The sequence below is a fragment of the Streptomyces sp. NPDC059564 genome, assembly GCF_042735575.1.
Lineage (GTDB): Bacteria > Actinomycetota > Actinomycetes > Streptomycetales > Streptomycetaceae > Streptomyces.
Genome location: NZ_JBHWBP010000020.1, coordinates 1 through 19,753, shown reverse-complemented (window position 1 = coordinate 19,753; position 19,753 = coordinate 1). Strand labels below are relative to the sequence as shown.

18 protein-coding genes are annotated in these 19,753 nt (G+C 72.9%); 11 read left to right on the top strand and 7 right to left on the bottom strand.

Going from position 1 to position 19,753, the window contains the following annotated elements:
* Nucleotide 1 precedes the first annotated feature (1 nt).
* From ACFV0Q_RS06640 to ACFV0Q_RS06620, 5 genes are all read left to right on the top strand, one after another.
* The gene (locus tag ACFV0Q_RS06640; protein WP_385001443.1) at nt 2-988 is read left to right on the top strand and encodes an ABC transporter substrate-binding protein; all 987 of its coding nucleotides are present in this window, start codon (nt 2-4) and stop codon (nt 986-988) included.
* 209 nt (nt 989-1,197) lie between these two features.
* Complete coding sequence (locus ACFV0Q_RS06635) at nt 1,198-1,929, top strand: hypothetical protein (RefSeq protein ID WP_385001440.1); 732 nt, start codon at nt 1,198-1,200, stop codon at nt 1,927-1,929.
* Nucleotides 1,930-1,999: 70 nt separating this feature from the next.
* A complete protein-coding gene (locus ACFV0Q_RS06630) occupies nt 2,000-2,818 on the top strand; it encodes an alpha/beta fold hydrolase (RefSeq protein ID WP_385001437.1) in 819 nt (272 codons plus the stop codon).
* Between the two features lie 105 nt (nt 2,819-2,923).
* The gene (locus ACFV0Q_RS06625; protein ID WP_385001434.1) at nt 2,924-3,895 is read left to right on the top strand and encodes an ATP-binding cassette domain-containing protein; all 972 of its coding nucleotides are present in this window, start codon (nt 2,924-2,926) and stop codon (nt 3,893-3,895) included.
* Nucleotides 3,892-4,683 carry an ABC transporter permease gene (locus tag ACFV0Q_RS06620; RefSeq protein ID WP_385001431.1) on the top strand — a complete coding sequence of 264 codons (792 nt, stop codon included), beginning with the start codon at nt 3,892-3,894 and terminating at the stop codon, nt 4,681-4,683. Before ACFV0Q_RS06625 ends, ACFV0Q_RS06620 begins: the two co-directional genes overlap by 4 nt.
* Here ACFV0Q_RS06620 and ACFV0Q_RS06615 read toward each other — a convergent pair.
* Nucleotides 4,664-7,795, bottom strand: a complete 3,132-nt coding sequence (locus tag ACFV0Q_RS06615) for an ATP-binding protein (RefSeq protein WP_385001428.1) — start codon at nt 7,793-7,795, stop codon at nt 4,664-4,666. The genes ACFV0Q_RS06620 and ACFV0Q_RS06615 overlap by 20 nt on opposite strands.
* A 198-nt stretch (nt 7,796-7,993) precedes the next feature.
* On the opposite strand from ACFV0Q_RS06615, the gene ACFV0Q_RS06610 reads away from it, so the two are divergent.
* Complete coding sequence (locus ACFV0Q_RS06610; RefSeq protein ID WP_385001425.1) at nt 7,994-8,815, top strand: TIGR04222 domain-containing membrane protein; 822 nt, start codon at nt 7,994-7,996, stop codon at nt 8,813-8,815.
* Nucleotides 8,816-8,823: 8 nt separating this feature from the next.
* Here the strand turns inward: ACFV0Q_RS06610 and ACFV0Q_RS06605 are convergent, their stop codons facing one another.
* Together ACFV0Q_RS06605 and ACFV0Q_RS06600 are read right to left on the bottom strand one after the other, a co-directional pair.
* Complete coding sequence (locus ACFV0Q_RS06605; RefSeq protein ID WP_385001422.1) at nt 8,824-9,687, bottom strand: alpha/beta fold hydrolase; 864 nt, start codon at nt 9,685-9,687, stop codon at nt 8,824-8,826.
* Nucleotides 9,684-10,307 carry a TetR/AcrR family transcriptional regulator gene (locus tag ACFV0Q_RS06600; RefSeq protein ID WP_385001419.1) on the bottom strand — a complete coding sequence of 208 codons (624 nt, stop codon included), beginning with the start codon at nt 10,305-10,307 and terminating at the stop codon, nt 9,684-9,686. The genes ACFV0Q_RS06605 and ACFV0Q_RS06600 overlap by 4 nt, the downstream gene beginning before the upstream one ends.
* Before the next feature lie 180 nt (nt 10,308-10,487).
* Here ACFV0Q_RS06600 and ACFV0Q_RS06595 point away from each other — a divergent pair, with 180 nt between their 5' ends.
* Nucleotides 10,488-11,951 (top strand): MFS transporter, encoded by a 1,464-nt coding sequence (locus ACFV0Q_RS06595; RefSeq protein ID WP_385001417.1) that lies wholly within the window; start codon nt 10,488-10,490, stop codon nt 11,949-11,951.
* A 26-nt stretch (nt 11,952-11,977) separates the two neighbouring features.
* Here ACFV0Q_RS06595 and ACFV0Q_RS06590 read toward each other — a convergent pair whose 3' ends face one another.
* The 3 genes from ACFV0Q_RS06590 to ACFV0Q_RS06580 form a co-directional block, all read right to left on the bottom strand.
* A complete protein-coding gene (locus ACFV0Q_RS06590; protein WP_385001414.1) occupies nt 11,978-13,123 on the bottom strand; it encodes an RNA polymerase sigma factor in 1,146 nt (381 codons plus the stop codon).
* Nucleotide 13,124: 1 nt separating this feature from the next.
* Entirely contained in the window at nt 13,125-13,538 is a 414-nt protein-coding gene (locus ACFV0Q_RS06585) for a YciI family protein (protein WP_385001411.1), read from the bottom strand.
* A gap of 109 nt (nt 13,539-13,647) precedes the next feature.
* The gene (locus tag ACFV0Q_RS06580) at nt 13,648-15,066 is read right to left on the bottom strand and encodes a (2,3-dihydroxybenzoyl)adenylate synthase (protein ID WP_385001408.1); all 1,419 of its coding nucleotides are present in this window, start codon (nt 15,064-15,066) and stop codon (nt 13,648-13,650) included.
* 273 nt (nt 15,067-15,339) lie between these two features.
* Between ACFV0Q_RS06580 and ACFV0Q_RS06575 the strand changes: the two genes are divergently transcribed.
* Entirely contained in the window at nt 15,340-15,963 is a 624-nt protein-coding gene (locus ACFV0Q_RS06575) for a hypothetical protein (RefSeq protein WP_385001405.1), read from the top strand.
* Between the two features lie 145 nt (nt 15,964-16,108).
* On the opposite strand, the gene ACFV0Q_RS06570 is transcribed toward ACFV0Q_RS06575, so the two are convergent.
* Nucleotides 16,109-17,464 carry a YhgE/Pip domain-containing protein gene (locus tag ACFV0Q_RS06570; protein WP_385001402.1) on the bottom strand — a complete coding sequence of 452 codons (1,356 nt, stop codon included), beginning with the start codon at nt 17,462-17,464 and terminating at the stop codon, nt 16,109-16,111.
* A gap of 131 nt (nt 17,465-17,595) precedes the next feature.
* Here ACFV0Q_RS06570 and ACFV0Q_RS06565 point away from each other — a divergent pair, with 131 nt between their 5' ends.
* The 3 genes from ACFV0Q_RS06565 (at nt 17,596) to ACFV0Q_RS06555 (ending at nt 19,652) form a co-directional block, all read left to right on the top strand.
* A complete protein-coding gene (locus ACFV0Q_RS06565) occupies nt 17,596-18,267 on the top strand; it encodes a MerR family transcriptional regulator (protein ID WP_385001399.1) in 672 nt (223 codons plus the stop codon).
* Nucleotides 18,268-18,378: 111 nt separating this feature from the next.
* Nucleotides 18,379-18,987: a DJ-1/PfpI family protein gene (locus ACFV0Q_RS06560; protein WP_385001396.1), complete on the top strand. Its 609-nt coding sequence runs from the start codon at nt 18,379-18,381 to the stop codon at nt 18,985-18,987.
* Between the two features lie 260 nt (nt 18,988-19,247).
* On the top strand, nt 19,248-19,652 hold the full coding sequence (locus tag ACFV0Q_RS06555; RefSeq protein ID WP_385001393.1) for a peptidase inhibitor family I36 protein: 405 nt from the start codon (nt 19,248-19,250) through the stop codon (nt 19,650-19,652).
* Nucleotides 19,653-19,753 lie beyond the last annotated feature (101 nt).

The following is a 19,753-nucleotide window of genomic DNA, read 5'->3' as shown; positions in this document are numbered from 1 at the left end:
CATGCGCGACGCAACCCCCCGGCGCACCCTGCGCGGCCGACGCGGCGCGGCCGTCCTCGCCGCCGCGACCGGACTCGCCGTCCTCACCGGCTGCGGTGCCGCCGACATGACCCGCCAGTCCTCCCCGTACGCCGCCGCACAGGGCGCGAAGACCGTCACCCTCTCCGTCCAGTCGTGGGTCGGCGCCCAGGCCAATACCGCCGTCGCCTCCTACCTCCTCGAACACGAGCTGGGCTACCGGGTGGACACCGTCCAGGTCGACGAGGTCCCGGCCTGGGACGCCCTCAGCCAGGGCCGCGTCGACGCGATCCTGGAGGACTGGGGCCACCCCGAGCAGGAGAAGCGCTACGTAGAGGGCAAGAAGACCATCACCCCCGGCGGGGACCTGGGCGTGACGGGCCACATCGGCTGGTTCGTCCCCACCTACTTCGCCGAGGCCCATCCCGACGTCACCGACTGGAAGAACCTCGACAAGTACGCCGACCAGCTGCGCACCCCCGAGAGCCGCGGCAAGGGCCAGCTGATGGACGGCTCCCCGTCCTACGTCACGAACGACAAGGCACTGGTGAAGAACCTGGGCCTGGACTTCGAGGTGGTCTTCGCCGGCTCCGAGGCGGCCCAGATCACCCAGATCAAGCAGTTCGCCAAGGAACACAAGCCGTTCCTGACGTACTGGTACGAGCCGCAGTGGCTCTTCGAGCGCGTCCCGATGACCGAGGTGAAACTCCCCGAGTACACCGAGGGCTGCGCGGACGACCCGCAGAAGGTGGCCTGCGCCTACCCGCACACACCGCTGCAGAAGTACCTGAACACGCGGTTCGCGGAGTCCGGCGGAAAGGCGGCCGGCTTCCTGAAGAAGTTCCACTGGACCAAGGCCCAGCAGAACGAGGTGTCGCTGATGATCGCCGAGGAGAAGCTGTCCCCGCAGGAGGCGGCGAAGAAGTGGGTGGAGCGCAACGAGACCACCTGGAAGCCCTGGGTGCAATAGCCGCCCCCGCGCCCCGGTCCCGGGCCCCGAACCGCGAACGCGGTTCGGGGCCTTCCCCTGTGCGCGAGAGGTGCCTTCGCCCATTGGTGCGCGGTGGACGGCGGCCGCGCCGGGGTTCCCGCCTGCTGCCTGGCCCGCGCCGGTCGCGGGGGAGGATACCGTGACGTGGGTCGCAGACACCGCACTACCTGAGCGATGAGGAGGGTCCGTTGAGCACGGCCGACGAGGGACGGCAGTGGCCGGACGAGGTCAGTGTCGACAACGCGAGGACGACGCTGCTGCAACTCCTCGCCCGGGCGGGGGTCCCTTCCGATGACGCGCTGGAACTGATCGGGCTCGTGGAGGCGGGTGCGCTGGCTCTCGCGCACGAGGAGCTGAGCGGCGGCGGACGCAGCGCGCCGGGGGACAAGGGCGAGGAGTACGAGTCGGGCTGGCTCGACGGTGCCGGGGACCTGCTGGAGGAGCTCGGCACCGTCGCCGAGCGGACCCTCCTGCGGGTCGTGGGCCCGGACGGGCAGCCGGGCCCCGCCGGAGAGCATCCGCGGGCCGGGCGCATGGAGGTGGAGCGGGCGCGGGTGGCGCTCACGCCGCTGTACCTGTCGTTCACCGTGGTCTCGGAGCTGGATCCGGAGGTGACCGAGGAGGTCCTCGCCGCCGTCCTCGGAACGATGAGCCCTCGCCAGCGGGCCGGGTACGCCGGTCGGCTGACCGGGTTCGCCACGGCCCACCGGGCCCGGCTGGAGCGGCTGTTCGCGGAGTTCGGACCGGGCAGCGCCATCACGGTGCACGGCCGCTATTCGCTCGTCCACTCCGCCACGAGCATCGCCGTACTGGAGCGGCTCGTCGCCGCGCCGCAGGAGCTGCGTGCGGAGTGGAACGCCGCGGAGCTGCCGCCCGCGTGGCTGGACGGGCTGACGACGGCCTGGACCGCCTCGGCCTGACCGCCGCCCGCCGGCCGTAGCGGCCGCGCGGACGCCTCCATGGTGAGCCACAATGGCCATGGAGGACATCATGGACACCGCCACGATCAACGGAATCGAACTGGAATACGAGATCCGCGGTGCCGGGGAGCCGGTCCTGCTGATCAGCCCCGTCCTCGCCGACAGCTTCGTCCCGCTCGTCGCCGAGCCGGCACTCAACCGGGACCACCGGCTCATCCGCTACCACAAGCGGGGCTGGAGCGGCAGCACCCACACCCCCGGGCCGGTCCCCGTCACCACGCACGCCGCCGATGCCCTCGCGCTGCTCGACCACCTAGGGATCGACCGCGTTCACGTGGCCGGGCACTCGAGCGGCGCGGCAGTCGCCGCCCAGCTCGCCCAGGACCACCCCGACCGCATCGCCACGGTCGCCCTGCTGGAGCTCGCCCTGCTGTCCGTGCCCGCGGGCGAGGCCTTCTTCGCCCAGGCGGCGCCGGCGTTCGAGGCGTACGCCGGCGGGGAGCCCGAACACGCCCTCGCGCTGTTCCTGTCCCTCGTCGGCGGAATGGACTGGGAGCGCTGCCGGACCCTGCTCGAGGAGCGCATGCCGGGCAGCGTCGAGCAGGCGGTCAAGGACGCGGACACGTTCTTCGGGGTCGAACTCCCCGGCCTGGCCGAGTGGCCGTTCGGCCCCGACGACGCCGCGGCGATCCGCCAACCGGTGCTGTCCGTGCTCGGAAGCCGCACCCTGCCGCTGTGGGTCGAGGTGGCCGCCTTCCTCCGCGCGACCGTGCCGGACGTCGAGGAGTGCGTCATCGACGGCGTGGGCCACCTGCTCCACATCGAGCAGCCCCGACCGGTCGCCGAAGCCCTGGCCCGGTTCCTGGCCGCTCACCCGGTCACCCCCTGACCAGGGACGCCTCAACGGCAGAGCGACCCCGGGGCAACCCCGGTTCCAGGGCGCTGAAACCATCGTGAAACCGCGCTGAACGCGCCCTGCCGCACGCTCTGCGGCATGACGACAACGACTTCGCACTCTCCCGCCATCGCGGCCAAGGGGCTCCGCAAGGCCTACGGGGACAAAACGGTCCTCGACGGCATCGACCTGGCGGTGCCGTCCGGCACCGTCTTCTCCCTCCTCGGCCCCAACGGCGCCGGCAAGACCACCGCCGTCAAGATCCTCTCCACCCTCATCACCGCCGACGCCGGCCACCTGCGCGTCGGCGGCCACGACCTGGCCACCGACCCGCAGTCCGTACGCGCCGTGATCGGCGTCACCGGCCAGTTCTCCGCCGTCGACGGCCTGATCACCGGCGAGGAGAACATGCTCCTCATGGCCGACCTGCACCAGCTCTCCCGCGGCGAGGGCCGCCGTACCGCCGCCGGACTCCTCGAGCGCTTCGACCTGGTGGAGGCCGCGAAGAAGCCCGTCTCCACCTACTCCGGCGGCATGAAGCGGCGCCTCGACATCGCCATGACGCTGGTCGGCAACCCGCGGATCATCTTCCTCGACGAACCGACCACCGGCCTCGACCCGCGCAGCCGCCACACCATGTGGAACATCATCCGCGGCCTCGTCTCCGGCGGCGTCACCGTCTTCCTCACCACCCAGTACCTGGAGGAAGCCGACCAGCTCGCCGACCGCATCGCGGTGCTGAACGACGGCAGGATCGCCGCCGAGGGGACCGCCGACGAGCTGAAGCGGCTCATCCCGGGCGGGCACGTGCGGCTGCGGTTCACCGACCCGACCGCGTACCAGTTCGCCGCCGTCACCCTGCGCGAGGTCACCCGGGACGACGAGGCGCTGTCGCTGCAGATCCCCAGCGGCGGCAGCCAGCGCGAGCTGCGCTCCATCCTCGACTGGCTGGACTCGGCCGGCATCGAGGCGGACGAGCTGACCGTGCACACCCCCGACCTCGACGACGTCTTCTTCGCCCTGACCAGCGGAACCGCCGTGCCCAACCAGCCGAAGGGGAACGTCCGATGAGCGCCCTGTCCCTCGCCGTACGCAACTCGAACACGATGCTGCGCCGCAACCTCCTGCACGCGCGGCGCTACCCGTCCCTCACCCTGAACCTGCTGCTCACGCCGATCATGCTGCTGCTGCTCTTCGTCTACATCTTCGGCGACGTGATGAGCGCGGGCATCGGTGGCGGCGGCGCCGACCGTTCCGAGTACATCGCCTACATCGTCCCGGGCATCCTGATGATGACCATCGGCAGCACCGTGATCGGGGCCGCCGTGTCCGTCTCCACCGACATGGCCGAGGGCCTCATCGCCCGCTTCCGTACGATGGCGATCCACCGCGGCTCCGTGATCATCGGGCACGTCGTCGGAAGTGTGCTGCAGGTGCTCGCCAGCCTCGTCCTCGTCGGCGCCGTCGCCGTGGCCATCGGCTTCCGGTCCACGGACGCCACGGCCCTGGAGTGGCTGGCGGCGTTCGGGATGCTCGCGCTGTTCTCCCTCGCGCTCACCTGGATCGCGGTCGGGATGGGCATGGCCAGCCCGAACGCCGAGGCGGCCAGCAACATGGCCATGCCACTGATCCTCCTGCCGCTCATCTCGAGCGCCTTCATCCCGGCGGACACGATGCCGGGCTGGTTCCAGCCGATCGCCGAGTACCAGCCCTTCACGCCGGCCATCGAGACCCTGCGCGGCCTGCTGCTCGGCACCGAGATCGGCAACAACTGGTGGATCGCGATCGTCTGGTGCGTCGGCCTGACCCTGCTCGGCTACCGCTGGTCGATGTCGTTGTTCAACCGAGACCCGAAGTGAGCGCGCGGGCTGCCTCCCGCAGCCCGTTCCGCTCCAGGGCGGCGTACTCCGACACCGCGTCGCGGTAGGCCGTCCTGTCGGCGTCCTCGGCCGCCTCGCGAGCCCGTTCCGCCGACATCGTCGGCTGGAACTCGCGCAGTACCGGCAGCCGTTCGGCCAGCGCGATCATCCGTACCCCGGAGGCGTCGCCGGACGCGAGCCCCGCCATACCGAGGGCGTGCAGCACCGTCCCCAGCACGGGGAGCTCCATGGGCGAGCGGTCCGGACCGGTGAGCAGGGTCCGCAGCCGCTGCCGCAGCCGGTCGACCGACTCCGCGACCAGTTCGAGACGGCCGGCGTGCGCGTGCGCCGTCACCGCCGCCGACTGGAGCTGCAGCGCCCACGGGTCGAGCCAGGGGTCGCCGCCGTGCGGCGCGTCGGCCCCGGGCAGCCGCGCCACGGTGCCGCGCCACAGGCGGAGCCCGACCTCCGTCAGTCCGCGGGCGAGCGCGATCTCGGCGCGCCCGCCGAAGTCGGGGCCGTAGAAGGACTCCTGCTGCCGGGTGTCGTCGCCCTCCGCCTGCCGCGCCCAGTACTCGGCCTCGTCGGGGTCGCCGCGCTGCAGGCTGGCGTGGAGCAGCGACGTGCGGATGCCGATGTAGTCGTGCCCGTCGGCGAGCCGCGGCACCACCTCGAGCGCCGCCCTGAGGTGCTCGTACGCCTCCTCGCCCCGCCCCATCCGCAAGCACAGTTCACCCAGCCGGGAATGCCCCATGAGCCGCATGGACGGATTGTCGACCGGAGCCAGCGCGGCGACCATCCGGCGGGCCGAGGCGAGCGCGCGGTCGACGTCGTGCTCGTACTCCCAGACGTACGTGGCGACGCACTCGGCGAGACCGGCGACCAGCGGCTGGTCGCCGTCCCTGTCGCAGAGCTCCCGCAGTACGGCGTAGTCGGGAGGCAGCATCTCGGGGAGCGCGCTCAGCACCACCGCGGTGGCCCGCAGCAGCGTGTCCGGCGGAGCCGGGGGCAGCCGCCGCAGGGTGACGAGCTGGCGCAGGGCACGCAGGCCGGAGCCCATGAGCAGGTTCGCCGTGACCAACAGCGCTGCGGCGCGGGCGACTTCGACGCATTCGGGTCCGGGGTGGTAGTGCGACAGCGTCGGGCCGGTGTCCGCGGCGAGGGCCGCGAGGCGGGGGTAGTTGGAGTCGGTGGACCACAGAGCGGCGAGTACGGCCGTGAGGGCGGCGACGGTGGGCCCGTCCGTACGGTCCAGGGCGTGCCGCAGGGCCAGTACGAGGTTGTCCTGCTCGGCCTTGATCCGCTCCCAGGTGGTCCGCGGCTGCGAGCCGAAGAGCACGTCGTGGTGCGCGACCCCGAAGTGCCGTGCCCAGGCGAGGAACCGGGCGACGGCCTCCTCGTCCTCGCCCGCCTCCGCCCGCCGGGCCGCGCTGAACTCCCGTACGGTCTCCAGCATCCCGAACCGCACACCGGCCGGGGTGTCGGCGACGGTGAGCAGCGACTGGCCGGCCAGCTGTTCCAGCAGGAACAGCCCGTCCTCGCCGAGGACCCGCTCCGCCGCTTCGCCGCAGAAGCCGCCGGGGAAGACGGACAGCATGCGCAGCGCCGCCCTGGCGTCCGGCGGGAGCAGGTTCCAGCTCCACTCCACGACCGCGTGCAGCGTGCGGTGCCGCTCCGGTACGTCGCGCACCCCTCCGCGCAGCAGCGCGAACCGGTCGCCGAGGCGGCGGGCGATCTCCGGCACCGACAGGACCCGCACCCGCGCCGCGGCCAACTCCACGGCGAGCGGCAGCCCGTCGAGGTGGCGGCACAGTTCGGCCACCGCGTCCGGGGGCAGCTCGACGCCGGGCCGGGCGGCCCGGGCCCGCTGCGTGAACAGCTCGACCGAGGTGTCGAGGGCGAGCTCCGGCAGCGCGTACACCGCCTCCGAGGTCAGGCCGAGCGGGGCCCGGCTGGTGGCGAGCACCCGCAGGTCCTTCGAGGACGAGACCAGGGCCCGTACGAGGTCGGCCGCGCCCCCGACGACCTGCTCGCAGTTGTCGAGGACCAGCAGAGCGGGCCCGGAGCCGAGCACGCCGAGGATGCCGGACACCGGGTCGGCCGAGGTGACGCCGCTGATGGCGGCGGGCCGCCCCTCGCCGGCTCCGAGCGCGGAGGCCACTTCCGCGGCCACGTCCTCGTCCGTGCCCGCGGTGACCCCGGCGAGCGGCACGAAGTACACCACGCGCTGCTCGGCCCGGCGGCTGACGGCGTGCGCGAGCCGGGTCTTGCCGAGGCCGCCGGGGCCGACGACGGTGACGGCGCGGGAGGCGCGCAGCAGCCCCCGCACCGCCGCGATGTCCTCGTCCCGGCCGAGGAGCGGGTTCGGCTCGTGCGGCACGCCGTGCCTGACCACGGGCGCCTCGCCGCGCAGCAGCTCCTGCTGTACGGCCTTGAGCCCGGCGCCCGGGTCCGTGCCGAGCGACTCCCGCAGCTCACGGCGGTACGCCTCGTACCGCGTCAGCGCGGCGGACGGGCCCGCCGTCGCCGCCTCGCCGCGCAACAGCTCGGCGAGCACCTCCTCGTCGCGCGGATGCTCCGCGGCGGCCGCGGCCAGCGGCCCGGCCGCCTCCGCGCGCCGCCCCAGCCGGGCGAGCGCGAGCCCCTGGGCGCGTACGAGCGTGCCGCGGACCGGGGCGCGCTCGGCGCGCAACGCGGCCACGGGGTCGTCGGCCCCGTCAGGGGTGCCCTCCCACAGCGCGAGTCCCGCCTCGGCCGAAGCCAGCGAACCGGCGTGGTCCCCGGCCCTGGCCCGGTCCGCGCTCGCGGCGGCGTGCAGCAGCAGGGCGGAACTGTCGACCTGATCCTCGGCGAGGGCGAGCCGGTACCCGGCCGGCGTGCTGGCGATGACGTCGGCGCCCAGCTGCGCCCGCGCCCTGGACACGAGGACCTGCAGCGCCTTTCCCGGCCGCTCCGGCAACTCGTCCGGCCACAGCCCCGCCACCAGCCGCTCGGTGCTGCAGCCCGTGCGCACGTCACCCGCGAGCAGCGCGAGGAGTCCGCGCAGCCGGGGCGCGGTGACCTCCTGGCCGCGATGGGCGACACGCGGCAGCAGGCTCAGTTCGATGGTCACCCGTGCAGACTAGCCAAGGGCGCCGCCCGCCCGAACCCCCGCCGCCGCCCCTTCCCGCTCGGCCGCCGACCGGTCCCACCACGGTTCCGGTGACGCGTATGTTCGGACGCCCCTACGATGCCCCTGTCGGATCTGTGCCCCTCCGGCTGACGGCCGCAGGGGCGTTGGGGGTGTACCGGTGACGTACGAGGGTATGGAGTGCCCGCACCTCGGCCCGCAGTGCCCGGCGCCGTGAACGCGCTTGCGGCGGCGGCCTGGCCGCTGTTGCTCGTGGCCTCCGCGATGCGTTTGTGGCCCGGGCGGCGGCCATCGGCGCGCGGGCAGGCGCCGCGCCCGCTGTCACCCGTGGAGATGGGCATGCTGCGCGGGGGCGAACGGGGCGCAGGACAGACCGCGCTGGTGGAGCTCTACCTGGCCGGCTCGGTGGAGGCGACCTGGCAGCGTACGGTCCGACGCCAGGAAGGCGCGCCGTCGCGGGGACGTTCCGAGCTGGCCAGGGCGCAGTACGGCGTGCTCCACGTGAAGCGGCACCCGGGCCGGCTGCGGCGCTTCGAGCGCGTACAGCAGGCCACGGAGGCGGTGTCCCACCAGCTGGAGCGGGAGGGCCTGCTGCTGTCCCGTAGACGGCTGTTCGCGGTCAGGGCGGTGTTGCTGACGGTGTTGGCCGCGCCTCCCCTCGCGGCCCTCGCCGGTCTGGCGACCGGGCCGGGGCCGTACCCCACGTACCTCGTATTCCTCGCGGACGGCTTCGCCCTGCTGCTGTGGATGCGGCCCCGGCGTACCCGGCACGGAGACGTACTCCTGCACCGGCTCCGCCGCGAGCACGCCCGGGTCCGGCAGGCGAGCGAGCGGGCACCGGCCGAACTGTTGCTGAGCGTCGCGCTGTTCGGAGCGACGGCGCTACGTGAGCAGCTCCCTCGGTTCACCGCGGAGAGCGGGCTGCTGACCCGGCCGCCGAGGGAGCCCATGGACCGGGGCGGCGGCGGCTCCGGAGAGGCTTTCGCCAGCTGCGGCGGGTAGCCACAGGGTCACTTGAGCCCGTTCAGGAACGGGACGACCGCATCGATGAAGTGCTCGTTCCGGTCGCCGGCCACCATGTGCCCCGCGCCGGCCACCTCGATGCGCCGCGCCTTGGGCACCTGGTCGCAGAACTGCTCGGCGGTGTCCTCGCGCACCACGTCGCTGATCCCGCCGCGGACGAGCAGGATCGGCACGTCGGCGTGGCGCGCGGCGTCGAGGAGACGCTCCGCCATGCCGGGCGGGTCCATCCGGCCCTCGAAGCCGTCCAGCATCCGGGGGTCCCAGTGCCAGACCCAGCGATCGCCGTGGCGCCGCAGGTTGTTCCGTATCCCCTCGGGGTCGTACGGACGCGGACGGTGCGACGGGCGGCCGGAGGCGGACACCGCCGCGGCGGCCTCCTCCACGCCGGCGAATCCGTCCGGATGGCGGCGCATGAACGCGACGATCCGGCGAAACCCGCGGGGATCCGGTCGATGGGCGACGTCGACGAGCACCAGAGCGCGAATCGCCGCCTCGGGCGCCTCTCCGGCGGCGAGCAGCGAACTCAGGCCTCCGAGCGAGGCACCGATGAGCGCCGGCGAGTCGCCGAGTTCGCAGACGAGCGCCCGGACGTCCTCGGCGAACAGGTCGAGGGCGTAGTCACCATCCGCCGACCATGCGCTGGTGCCGTGCCCACGCAGGTCGGGAGCGATGACCCGCCACCCCAGCGTGGCCAGCCGAGGGCCGGTCCGAGCCCAGGCGTGGCGCGTCTGGCCGCCGCCGTGCAGCAGGACCAGAGGCGGCGAGGACGCCTCGCCCCACTCGTCCGCCGCGAGCCGGATCCCGCCGTGGCCCAGGAAGCTTCGCGGTCGCGGCAGCGCGTCGGCCGTCATACCGCGCCCCGGCCGCGCAGCGGCGCCACCAGCTGCTCGCGGTAGGGATCCGCGGCCGCCGCGGCGAGCACGACGTCCAGCGCGAACAGCGCACGCGCGAGGAACCGGTCGTCATCGATCAGGCCGGCGACCCACTGGTGCAGCGCACCCACACACGAGGCGCCGACGACGGCGGCCAACGCGTCGGTGTCGATGTCGGGGCGCAGGAGGCCTTGTTCCCGTACGTCCGCCATCGCCCGGCGGAGCTGGGTGAGCGGACTGCGGCCGAGTACGAGGCCGCTCTCCTCCCACCCGCGCACCATGCGACGCGACACGACCGGATCGCCCACGAACAGCCGGACGGTCGATCGGACGACCTCGCGCGGGTCACCGGCTCCCAGCGCCGCCAGCCGGTGCTCGAGTTCGTCCATGAACCCGGCGGCGAGCGCCTCCCAGATCTTGTCGCGCGGTCCGATCAGGTTGTACACGGTGGCCGGGGCGACTTCCGCCCGCTCGGCGATCCGCTCGGTACTGATCACCGATTCCGGGCCGTCCCGCAGGAGTTCGCGCGTCGCCTCGAGGATCCGCGACCGTCGCTGGGCCTTGTGCCGCTCACGCAGTCCTCCTTCGGCCGTCTGCATACGCGCACACCCCTTCGCCGTAACTTGGAGAGTTCTCTAAATTTAGAGCTGCCTCTGCGCGTGGTCAAGCAAGCCCCCGCCGCGCGAGGGCGAGGCGGGCGCGCGGTTCGTTGCCGGGTTCGGTGAGGGCGCGCTGTATAGGGTCTGGGGAAACGTGACCGACGATCAGGAGCGCTGCCGGTGGGACCCGTAGAGGCTTCGTCCGAATCCGGCGGCCTCGGCCGGAACCGGGAGACGGCGGTTCTGGCACTCCTGTCCTTCGCCATGCTGATCGTTTCGCTCGATCAGTACATCGTCGTCGTGGCGCTCCCCGACATCGCACGCGACCTCGGCTATTCGGCGCAGACGCTTCAGTCGGTCATCAGCGTCTACGCGGTGGCCTCGGCCGGCTTCCTGCTGTTCGGCGGGCGGGCGGCGGACCTGCTGGGACGACGCCGTGTCCTGGCCACCGGCCTCGCGCTCTACGCCGGGGCAGCGTTCGCGGGAGGACTCGCGACCGGCCCCGGAACGCTCCTCGCCGCCCGCGCGGTCCAGGGCCTCGGCGGGGCCCTGGTCTTCCCCACCACCCTGGCCCTCATCAACACCACCTTCGCCGAAGGCCGCGCCCGCAACCGCGCATTGGGAGTCTGGGGAGGGTCGGGCGCGGCCGGGCTCGTCATCGGTGTGCTGCTCGGCGGCCTTCTGACACAGGCGTTCGGCTGGGAGGCCGTCTTCTTCGTCAACGTCGCCCTGGCCGGCCCCGCGCTGCTGCTCGCCTTCGTGGTGGTCCCCCGGGACGGTGAACGCGAGAAGGGCCGCACGTTCGACCTGCCCGGCGCGCTCAGCATCTCCCTCGGTGTCACGCTCGTCGTCTTCGCCCTCGTGCAGGGCCCCGGCCTGGGCTGGCTGTCGCCGGGCATCCTGGTGAGCGCCGCGGCGGGCCTCCTGCTGATCGGAGCCTTCGCCGTCATCGAGCGGCGCAGCTCCGACCCGCTCATGCCGCCCCGGCTGCTCTCCAACCCCAACCTGATCACCGGAGTGGTCATCGCCTTCATGTTCATGGCGACCTTCGGCTCGGTGCTGTACTTCCTGTCCCTCTACTTCCAGGAGGTTCTGGGCTACGACGCCTTGCAGACCGGCGCCGGCTTCCTCCTGCCCACGGCAGTGGTGGTGGCCGGTTCGACCACCGCAGGTCAGCTCGTGACGCGGTTCGGTCTCCGGCGTACGTTGGCCACAGCGCTCGCCGTCGGCGCGGCCGGTGCGGTCGCGCTCGGTCTGGCGATCTCGCCGGACGGCGGGTACACGGAACTCATCCCCGGCCTCGTGGCGCTCAGCGTCGGCGACGGGGTGGTCTTCACCACCATGTTCATCGCCGCCGCCACCGGAGTCCCGGACCGGCAACAGGGCATCGCCTCGGGCATTGCCTCGACCGGCTCAGGCGCGGGCGCGGCCGTCGGCCTCGCCGTCCTCGTCCTCGTGGCGACCGCCGGCCTCGACGGCCTCTCCGGTGAACGACTCCGCGTCGCGACCGCCGACGGGATCAGCACCGCGCTCTTCGTCGCGGCAGGCGGAATCGCGCTGACCTTGCTCGTCACCTTGAGCCGGTGCCCCACACCACCCGACCCGGCCCCCGCCCCCGTGCCGTACCAGACCCGCCGCTGCTGACCCGACCTGCTGTTCCAGCGGACCCGTCAGCGACGGCCACGGGCGTTGAGCCGGGCGGCCTGGCGCGTCAGGTGGTCGCGTTCGGCGAGGTTGGGTGCCTTTCGGGCCGCCTCGGCGTACAGCCGTGCCGCCGTCGCCAGGTCGCCGTCGCGCTCGTGGAGGTACGCCGCCACCGCGGTGTGGCGGGGCAGTGACTCGTCCAGCGCCGCGAGCGCCGCCAGCCCGGCGCGCGGTCCGTCGGCCTCGCCGACGGCCACCGCGCGGTTGAGCCGCACGACCGGGCTGTCGGTCAGCCGCACGAGCTCGTCGTACCACTCGACGATCTGCACCCAGTCGGTCTCCTCGGCGGTGCGCGCGTCGCCGTGGAGCGCCGCGATGGCGGCCTGGGCCTGGAACTCGCCCAGCCGGTCGCGGGCCAGGGCGGCCTGGAGAACGACGACGCCCTCGGCGATCGACCCGGTGTCCCACCGGCTGCGGTCCTGTTCGGCGAGGGGCACCAGGCTGCCGTCGGGCGCGGTCCGGGCGGCGCGCCGGGCGTGGTGGAGCAGCATGAGCGCGAGCAGCCCCGCCACCTCGGGGTGGTCGATCGCGGCCGCGAGCTGCCGGGTCAGCCGGATGGCTTCGGCGGCGAGGTCGACGTCGCCGGAGTAGCCCTCGTTGAAGACCAGGTAGAGGACGCGCAGGACGGTGACGACGTCGCCCGGCTGGTCGAACCGCACGCCGGAGACGGTGCGCTTGGCCCGGCTGATGCGCTGCGCCATGGTCGCCTCGGGCACCAGGTAGGCCTGGGCGATCTGCCGGGTGGTCAGCCCGCCGACGGCGCGCAGCGTGAGCGCGACCGCGGACGACGGCGTCAGCGACGGGTGGGCGCACAGGAAGTACAGCTGGAGCGTGTCGTCCAGCGCCGGCGCGGGCCCGGGCGCCGGCTCCTCGTCGACGCGGTCCTCCCGCCGGCGGCGGGAGGCGTCCGCGCGGGTCGCGTCGAGGAACCGGCGCCAGGCCACGGTGACCAGCCAGCCCTTCGGGTCCCGGGGAGGGTCGGCCGGCCAGACGCGGACGGCCTCGACCAGCGCGTCCTGCACGGCGTCCTCGGCCGCCGCGAAGTCGGCTCCGCGGCGGACGAGGATCCCGAGCACGCTCGGCGTGAGGCTTCGGAGCAGGGCCTCGTCCACCTCAGTGGCAGTCGGAGATGGTGGGCGGCGCGGCCAGGAAGGGGCGCACCTCCAGCCACTCGTGGATCGGCTTCCCGCCCGCCCCGGGCGCGGCCGACAGCTCTCCGGCCAGCTCGACGGCGCGCTCGTAGCCGTCGACGTCGATGATCATCCAGCCGGCGATGAGGTCCTTGGTCTCGGCGAACGGTCCGTCGGTGACCGGCGGGCGCCCCTCGCCGTCGTACCGGACCCACGCGCCCTCGGGGGCGAGCGCCTGCCCGTCGACGAACTCACCGGTTCCCTCGAGCCGGGCCGCGAAGTCCCGCATGTACCGCACGTGGGCCGAGATCTCCTCCGGCGTCCACTGGTCCATGGGCACGTCGTTGGCCGCGGCCGGGGCCCCGCGGTAGTGCTTGAGCAGCAGGTACTTGGCCATGATGTGTCTCCTCGGTACTGGTGCGCCCATTGTGGCCGCGTTCACCACAGAGACGGAGCCGGCCACGGATTCTCGACATCCCCGTCCGAAGTTCTTTCCGACCTCGATGTCACCCGCGATCCGGGCGCGGTCGTCGCAGGTCCGAGGCGGACGGATCTTCGCGGTCGGCCCACTGCGGGACGTCGTCGAGGCGGCCGGTCACCACCAGGTTGCCGTCCGGGGTGCGCCGCGCGAGGTCGCCGGTGCGGAAGTAGCCGTCGGCGGTGAAGGAGCGTGCGTCGTGATCGGGCGCCCGGTAGTAGCCGCGCGGGGTGTACGGACCCCGGGCGAGGAGTTCGCCGGGCTCCCCGTCGGGCACGTCCTTGCCGTCGGCGTCGACCAGGCGGATCTCGTCGTCGGGCGAGAGCGGTCGGCCCTGCGTGGCGAGCACGGTCTCGTCCGGATCGGCGGGCCGGGTGAGAGCGAGCAGCCCCTCGGCCCTTCCGTGGACCTGCTGCAGGCGACAGCCCAGTTCGGGGCCGATCCGCTCGGCAGTCGCCCGGGGCAAGGGCGCGCCGCCGATCTGCACGAGACGCAGACTGCTCACGTCGGCCTGGACCGTGGCAAGCGCGTCGAGCCAGCGCTCGGCGACGGCGGGCCCCACCGACGTGATGGTGACCCGCTCCCGCCCGATGACCGGAAGGCACTCGGCGGGTCCCGGGTCCTCGACCAGTACGACGGTGCCGCCGACGGAAAGGGTGCCGACGATGCCGGGGCAGCCGAAGGCGAAGTCGGACTCGGCGGGCAGCGCGGCGAGGTACACGTCGTTCTCGGTGAGCGACACCAGCTCGGCGGCGGCCCGCGCCTGGTAGGCGTAGTCGTTGTGGGTGCGCGGGATGAGCGGGGGCGCCGTGGCGGTACCGGCGGAGAGCAGGAAGAACGCCACCTGGTCGGCGCGCTGCGCCAGCGGCCGCTCGGGCGGGGAGTCGACGGAGCCCAGCGGGAAGTAGTGGCAGCCCGCCGGATCGGTCGTGAAACCGCCGTACGGGGACGAGTCGCCCGGCGCCTCTAGGGGGAAGACCCGCCGCAGGAAGGGCCCCCGGGCCGCGATGTCCGCGGCCATCGCCGTGTGGTCGAAGCCCCGGTACGTGGAGGGACCGACGTAGCCCACGGCCTGGGCGACCTGCACGAGGTGCGACACCTCGGGCGCGCGGTGCGACACCGGGCAGAACACGGGGAGGGTGCCGGCGCGCATCAGCGCGAACACGGTGACGACGAACTCGGGAACGTTCGGCAGCTGGACGACGACCCGTTGCCCGGGCCGCAGGCCCCGCAGCCGGAATCCGGCGGCCATGCGGTCCGCCCGCCGGTTCAGGGCCGCGTACGTGATGCGGGTGGCGCCGTGCACGAGCGCGGTCCGCGGTCCGTACTGCAGGGCCCAGCCGCGCAGCAGGTTGTCCAGCGTATTGCCACGCCAGTGCCCGGCCGCCCAGTAGCGGTCGACAAACTCCTCGGGCCAGGGTGTGCAGCCGTCGAGCATGGATGCCATTCGCTTCCTTCCGTGCCGGTGGAGGACGCCGTGCGTGCCACATCGTCTTGATCTTGGCAATCCAATCCGTCAACACCGCTGTACACAATGTGCTTTCCGAACCATGGATGCCGAATTCCATCAGCGGAAAGCCCCATACGTGTTCTGCCGACGGCGCCCGCACCGGGTGGCTGCGCCATTGGGGTGTCGCGCCGTCCCCGTCCCGTACGGCACCGGGCCCCGCGGCGCCGCGCGGAGGATGCTGGTGCCTCCGACCGTGCGGGGGAGAGGCCTGTGAACGAACCCAGCTCTCAGGGAATCCGAAGGCCGGCGGCCGGCGGAGCGGGCCAGGTCGCCGCGGGTCAGGCCGGGGTCGTCGGCATCGGACTCGCCGCCGTGCTGACGTTCGCACTCGCGCAGGGCTCCTGGCAGTGGTTCGCCACGTACATCGGGGTGACGCTCCTCGCGGTGATCGTCGCCTTTCAGGGACGGCCGGCATGGACGCCCGGCATCCGGACCGCGTACATGCGCAGCCTGGTCGCGTATGCGCTGGTCGTCGGTCTGTGCGTGGCGATCGCACTGGCCCCCATGCTCCAGCGCTGGGATTGGCTGTTTCCCATGTCGGGCACGCGCAGCGGGTGCCGTGAGCTGGGCAGGTACGAGGCCATCCAGACGAGGGCCGCGCTGGGAAACCTGGCTGATCGCGACATCGCCGCCCTGGCGTACGCGCAGAACACCCAGAGCGAGAAGGCCGTCGCCGACTGCCTGGCAGCCACCACGACCCTGTGGCTGCCCCTGTACGGAGCCGGGGCGGCCCTGCTGGTCGGCGCCGGCGCATGGTCCCGCGACCGGGCTCGGGCGAGGAAGGATCCTCAGCCCGCATCCTCCTCGACGGGACCGGCGAACGCGGGAACGTGACAGGACGGCACGAAGAAGCTGCCGCGCAGAGCGCGAAAGGCCCGCCGACCCCTGCTTCGGATGCCGGTGTCGGCATCGTCGGTCAGGCGGGGTGGCGGGCCTCAGGGCTGTGGCGGGACCCGGCCGGTGGCCGGCCGGGGCCGTCTCAGGCCGTGGCGGGTGCCGCGGCTTCGGGGGACTCCGGGGACTCCGGGTTCTCGCCGGGGACCGCTGCCCCGGTTTCGGCATCGGGGTGGGGGATGCGGTGCAGCCCCCTGCGGTCGTAGAGGCGGGTGACGGCGAAGCCGAAGGCCAGCGCGGCGACCAGGGCGACACCCATCGAGGCCCACGCCCGGGTCAGGCCCGCGTCGGCCTGGGCTCCGTAGTAGAGCAGGGAGCGCAGCCCCTCGGTGATCTGGCGCAGCGGCTCGAACTCGGCGAGGGCGCGGAAGAACCCGGGCAGCGCCTGGACGGGCACGGTGGCACCGGAGGAGGGGACGGCCATGGCGACGAACACGATGGTGGCCAGCAGCATGCCCGGGGTGCCGAAGGCGGCGAACAGGGCCAGGCTGCCGATGCCGACGACCGCGATGGTGGCGACCGAGTAGAGCCACAGCAGGCCGAGGTGGGAGGCGTCCATGTCGAGGATGCCGACCGTGGCGACCTCGACCAGGGTGCCCATGATCAGGGACAGGCCGAGCATGAGCGCCATGCCGATGGCCAGCGTGCGGACCCGGCTGGTGTGCTGGACGGGTTCGCGCTTGCGGAAGGGGCCGAAATCGGTGTGCAGGTAGCCGAGCGCGGTGTCGACCTGGGAATTGACCACGTTGGCGCCGAGCATGCCGCAGACGACCAGGACCAGCGCGTAGTAGAAGGCGCTCAGGCCCATGGCGCTGCGGGAGCCGAGGGGGTGCCCGTCGGCGACGTTCACGGTCACCGGGTCGGCCAGCTTGAGCTGGGCGGCCGTCGGGAGCGGGGTCTTCTGGGCGCCGGCCTGCTTGAGGAGTTCCTGGCCGAGCTGGGCGGAGGCGGCGTGGGCGGCCTTCTGGGCGGCCTGGGAGGACATCGAGGAGCCGATGCTGCCGGCGGCCTGGTTGGTCAGCACGGTCAGGGTCGGCGGGGCGGCCTTGCCCTGGGGCGCGGGCTGCGGGGCGGTGAGCCCGGTCACCGTGGCGGAGAAGTCCTTGGGTATGACGAGGGCGCCGAAGACCTTGCCCCGGCCCAGCCGCTTGTCGGCCTCCTCGCGGCTGACGACCTGCCAGTCGATGCTCTTGTCGCCCTTGGCGGCCTTCTGGATCCCCGAGACGATCTGCTCGCCCAGGTTGACGCGGTGGCCGTTGGCCTCGGCGCCGCTGTCGGTGTTGACCAGGGCCACGGGCAGGTCGCGCAGGTTGCCCCTGGGGTTGACGTTGCCCCCCACGTAGAGCAGGGCGAACAGCATCGAGACCACTGCGGCGATGAGGCCCGTTCCGATCCACAGCTGGGGTCGGCGGAGCACGGAGGGGGGCGTGGGTTGAGGCATCGATTCTCCGGTGCGGCGGCGTTCCTAAGCTGGATACTTAAGGTATCCAGGTACTGGATAGTGGCAGTATCTTGTTGTGGTGTCCAATCGCCGATGACGGATCCGGACCGCACGACCAGCAGGGAAGCCGTATGAAGATCTCGGAGCTCAGCCGGCGGACCGGCGTGCCGGTCGCCAGCATCAAGTACTTCCTGCGGGAGGGGCTGCTGCCCGCAGGGCGGGCGACCGCCGCGACCCTGGCCGAGTACGGGGAGGAGCACGCGCAGCGGCTGCGGCTGATCAAGGCGCTGACCACGCTCGGCGGCCTGTCCATCGCAGCCACCCGTGACGTGCTCGGCGCCGTCGACCAGGCCCACAGCTCCGAGGGCGCCCTCGGAGCGATCAGCTACGCCCTGCCGGTGCCGGTGGCGGCCCAGCGCGCCGCGGGCCACGAGGAGGAAGCCGAGGCCGACGCGACCGCCGGGGCCGAGGTGGCGGACCTGCTCGCGGCCCTGGACTGGCAGGCGCCCGGCACGTCACCGCACGTGGAGGGCCTGACGGCGGCACTGAAGGAACTGCAGAGACTGGACGCGCAGTACGCCCCGGGCGAGCTCGCCGCCTACGCCAGGCTGGCCGAGTCGGTGGCCCGGCTGGACCTGGAGCGCGCCGCCGGCCTCGACGACCCGGTGGCTCTGGCCGAGCGGGCGGTCATCGTCTTCGCGATCTGCGCCCCGGTGTTCGAGCTGCTGCGGCGCCTCGCCCAGGAGGACCAGGTCCGGCGCCGAGTCGCGCGCGACGGCGCCGAATCCGCGGCGCCCCGGTAACGCCCGTACGCGGAGCGGCAGTAGGCATGCCACCTGCCGCTGATTGGCTCTCGACCCGCGGCCCCGCGCCAGGCAGGCTCGAGATCCACATCCGCGCATGAAGGAGTTGTGATGCGGGTAGCCGTGGTCACCTTCGACGGGTTCAACGAGCTCGACAGCTTCATCGCCTCAGCGATGATCAACCGGTGCCGCAAGGACGGCTTGGAAGCCTTCATCACGACGCCGACACCGGTGGTCACGTCGATGAGCGGCGTCGAGGTGACCGGGCAGCGCCCGATGGAGTTCGTGACCGAAGCCGACGTCGTGCTGATCGGCAGCGGGGTGAAGACGCGCGACGTGGTCGCCGACGACCGGCTGATCTCCCGGCTGCCGCTCGACCCTGCGCGACAGCTGATCGGCGCGCAGTGCTCCGGCGCACTGGTGCTCGCCCGGCTCGGGTTGCTGGGCGGCATGCCGGCCTGCACGGACAGGATGAGCCGGCCCTTCGTCGAAGCCTGCGACGTCACCGTGCTGGACACGCCGTTCCACGCCGAGGGCAACATTGCCACCGCGGGCGGTTGCCTGGCGTCCCAGTACCTCGCCACGTGGGTGATCACCCGAACGCTCGGGGAGGACGCGGCGCGCGACGTCGTCGACTACGTGGCTCCGGTCGGCGAAAACCAGGAGACCGTCGCCCGCGCCATGCGTGCCGTCCACGGGGGCGCGGCCGCCCTGCGCTGAGGCCCCGGGGGCCGTCTTCCCCCTCGACCAGCAGGGCACCCAGCTCCTGACCAATCCGCTGCGCGGGCAGTGGCTCGCCCATGCCGGCGGTGCGCCGCCGCTCCGGGGTGCGATCTACACGGATGGGAGGTGCGATGGAAGCCTGCGGAGTCCCTCACCAGGCCGGCGCAGGGACGGAGAACGGCGGTGATCCTGTGAGCGCGCACGCCGAAGCCGTGACCCGACGGGCCTGCCGCCGGAGCGCGTGGAGACGTACGGGTATGGCCGGCCTGCTGGGCGCCGCATGCCTCGTTCTCGCCCTGACCCCTGCGGCCCAGGCGGGGTCCGGCGGCTCCGCCGTCCCTTCCGAGCGCTGCGAACCCGGCTGGGTGTGCGGATGGACCGGTCCCGCGTACACGGGCGTGGTGAGCCTGGCGGCGCAGGACATGCCGCGGTATCCGGAGACGACCGCCTACGTCGGGTTCAACGACGGTGCGTCGGTGTGGAACGGCGCCGGCACCTGGCGGGTCAAGGGCGTACTCTGGGGCCGGTGCGTCACCGTGTACAACAAGGCCGGCTACACGGGACGCAGCCTGACCGTCCCTCCCGGCAAGGGCGTCGCGCAGCTGCCCGCATCCTTCGGCCACATCCATTCCGGCCGCTTCCACAGCTGCCGACTGCCATGACGCGGCGCCCAGGCCGTGCGCGTACAGCACCGGCGCTGGGCTTCGGTTCCGGGCAGGTTTCCACCCCTGACGCCCTCCCCGAAAGAAGTACGGCCGGTCAC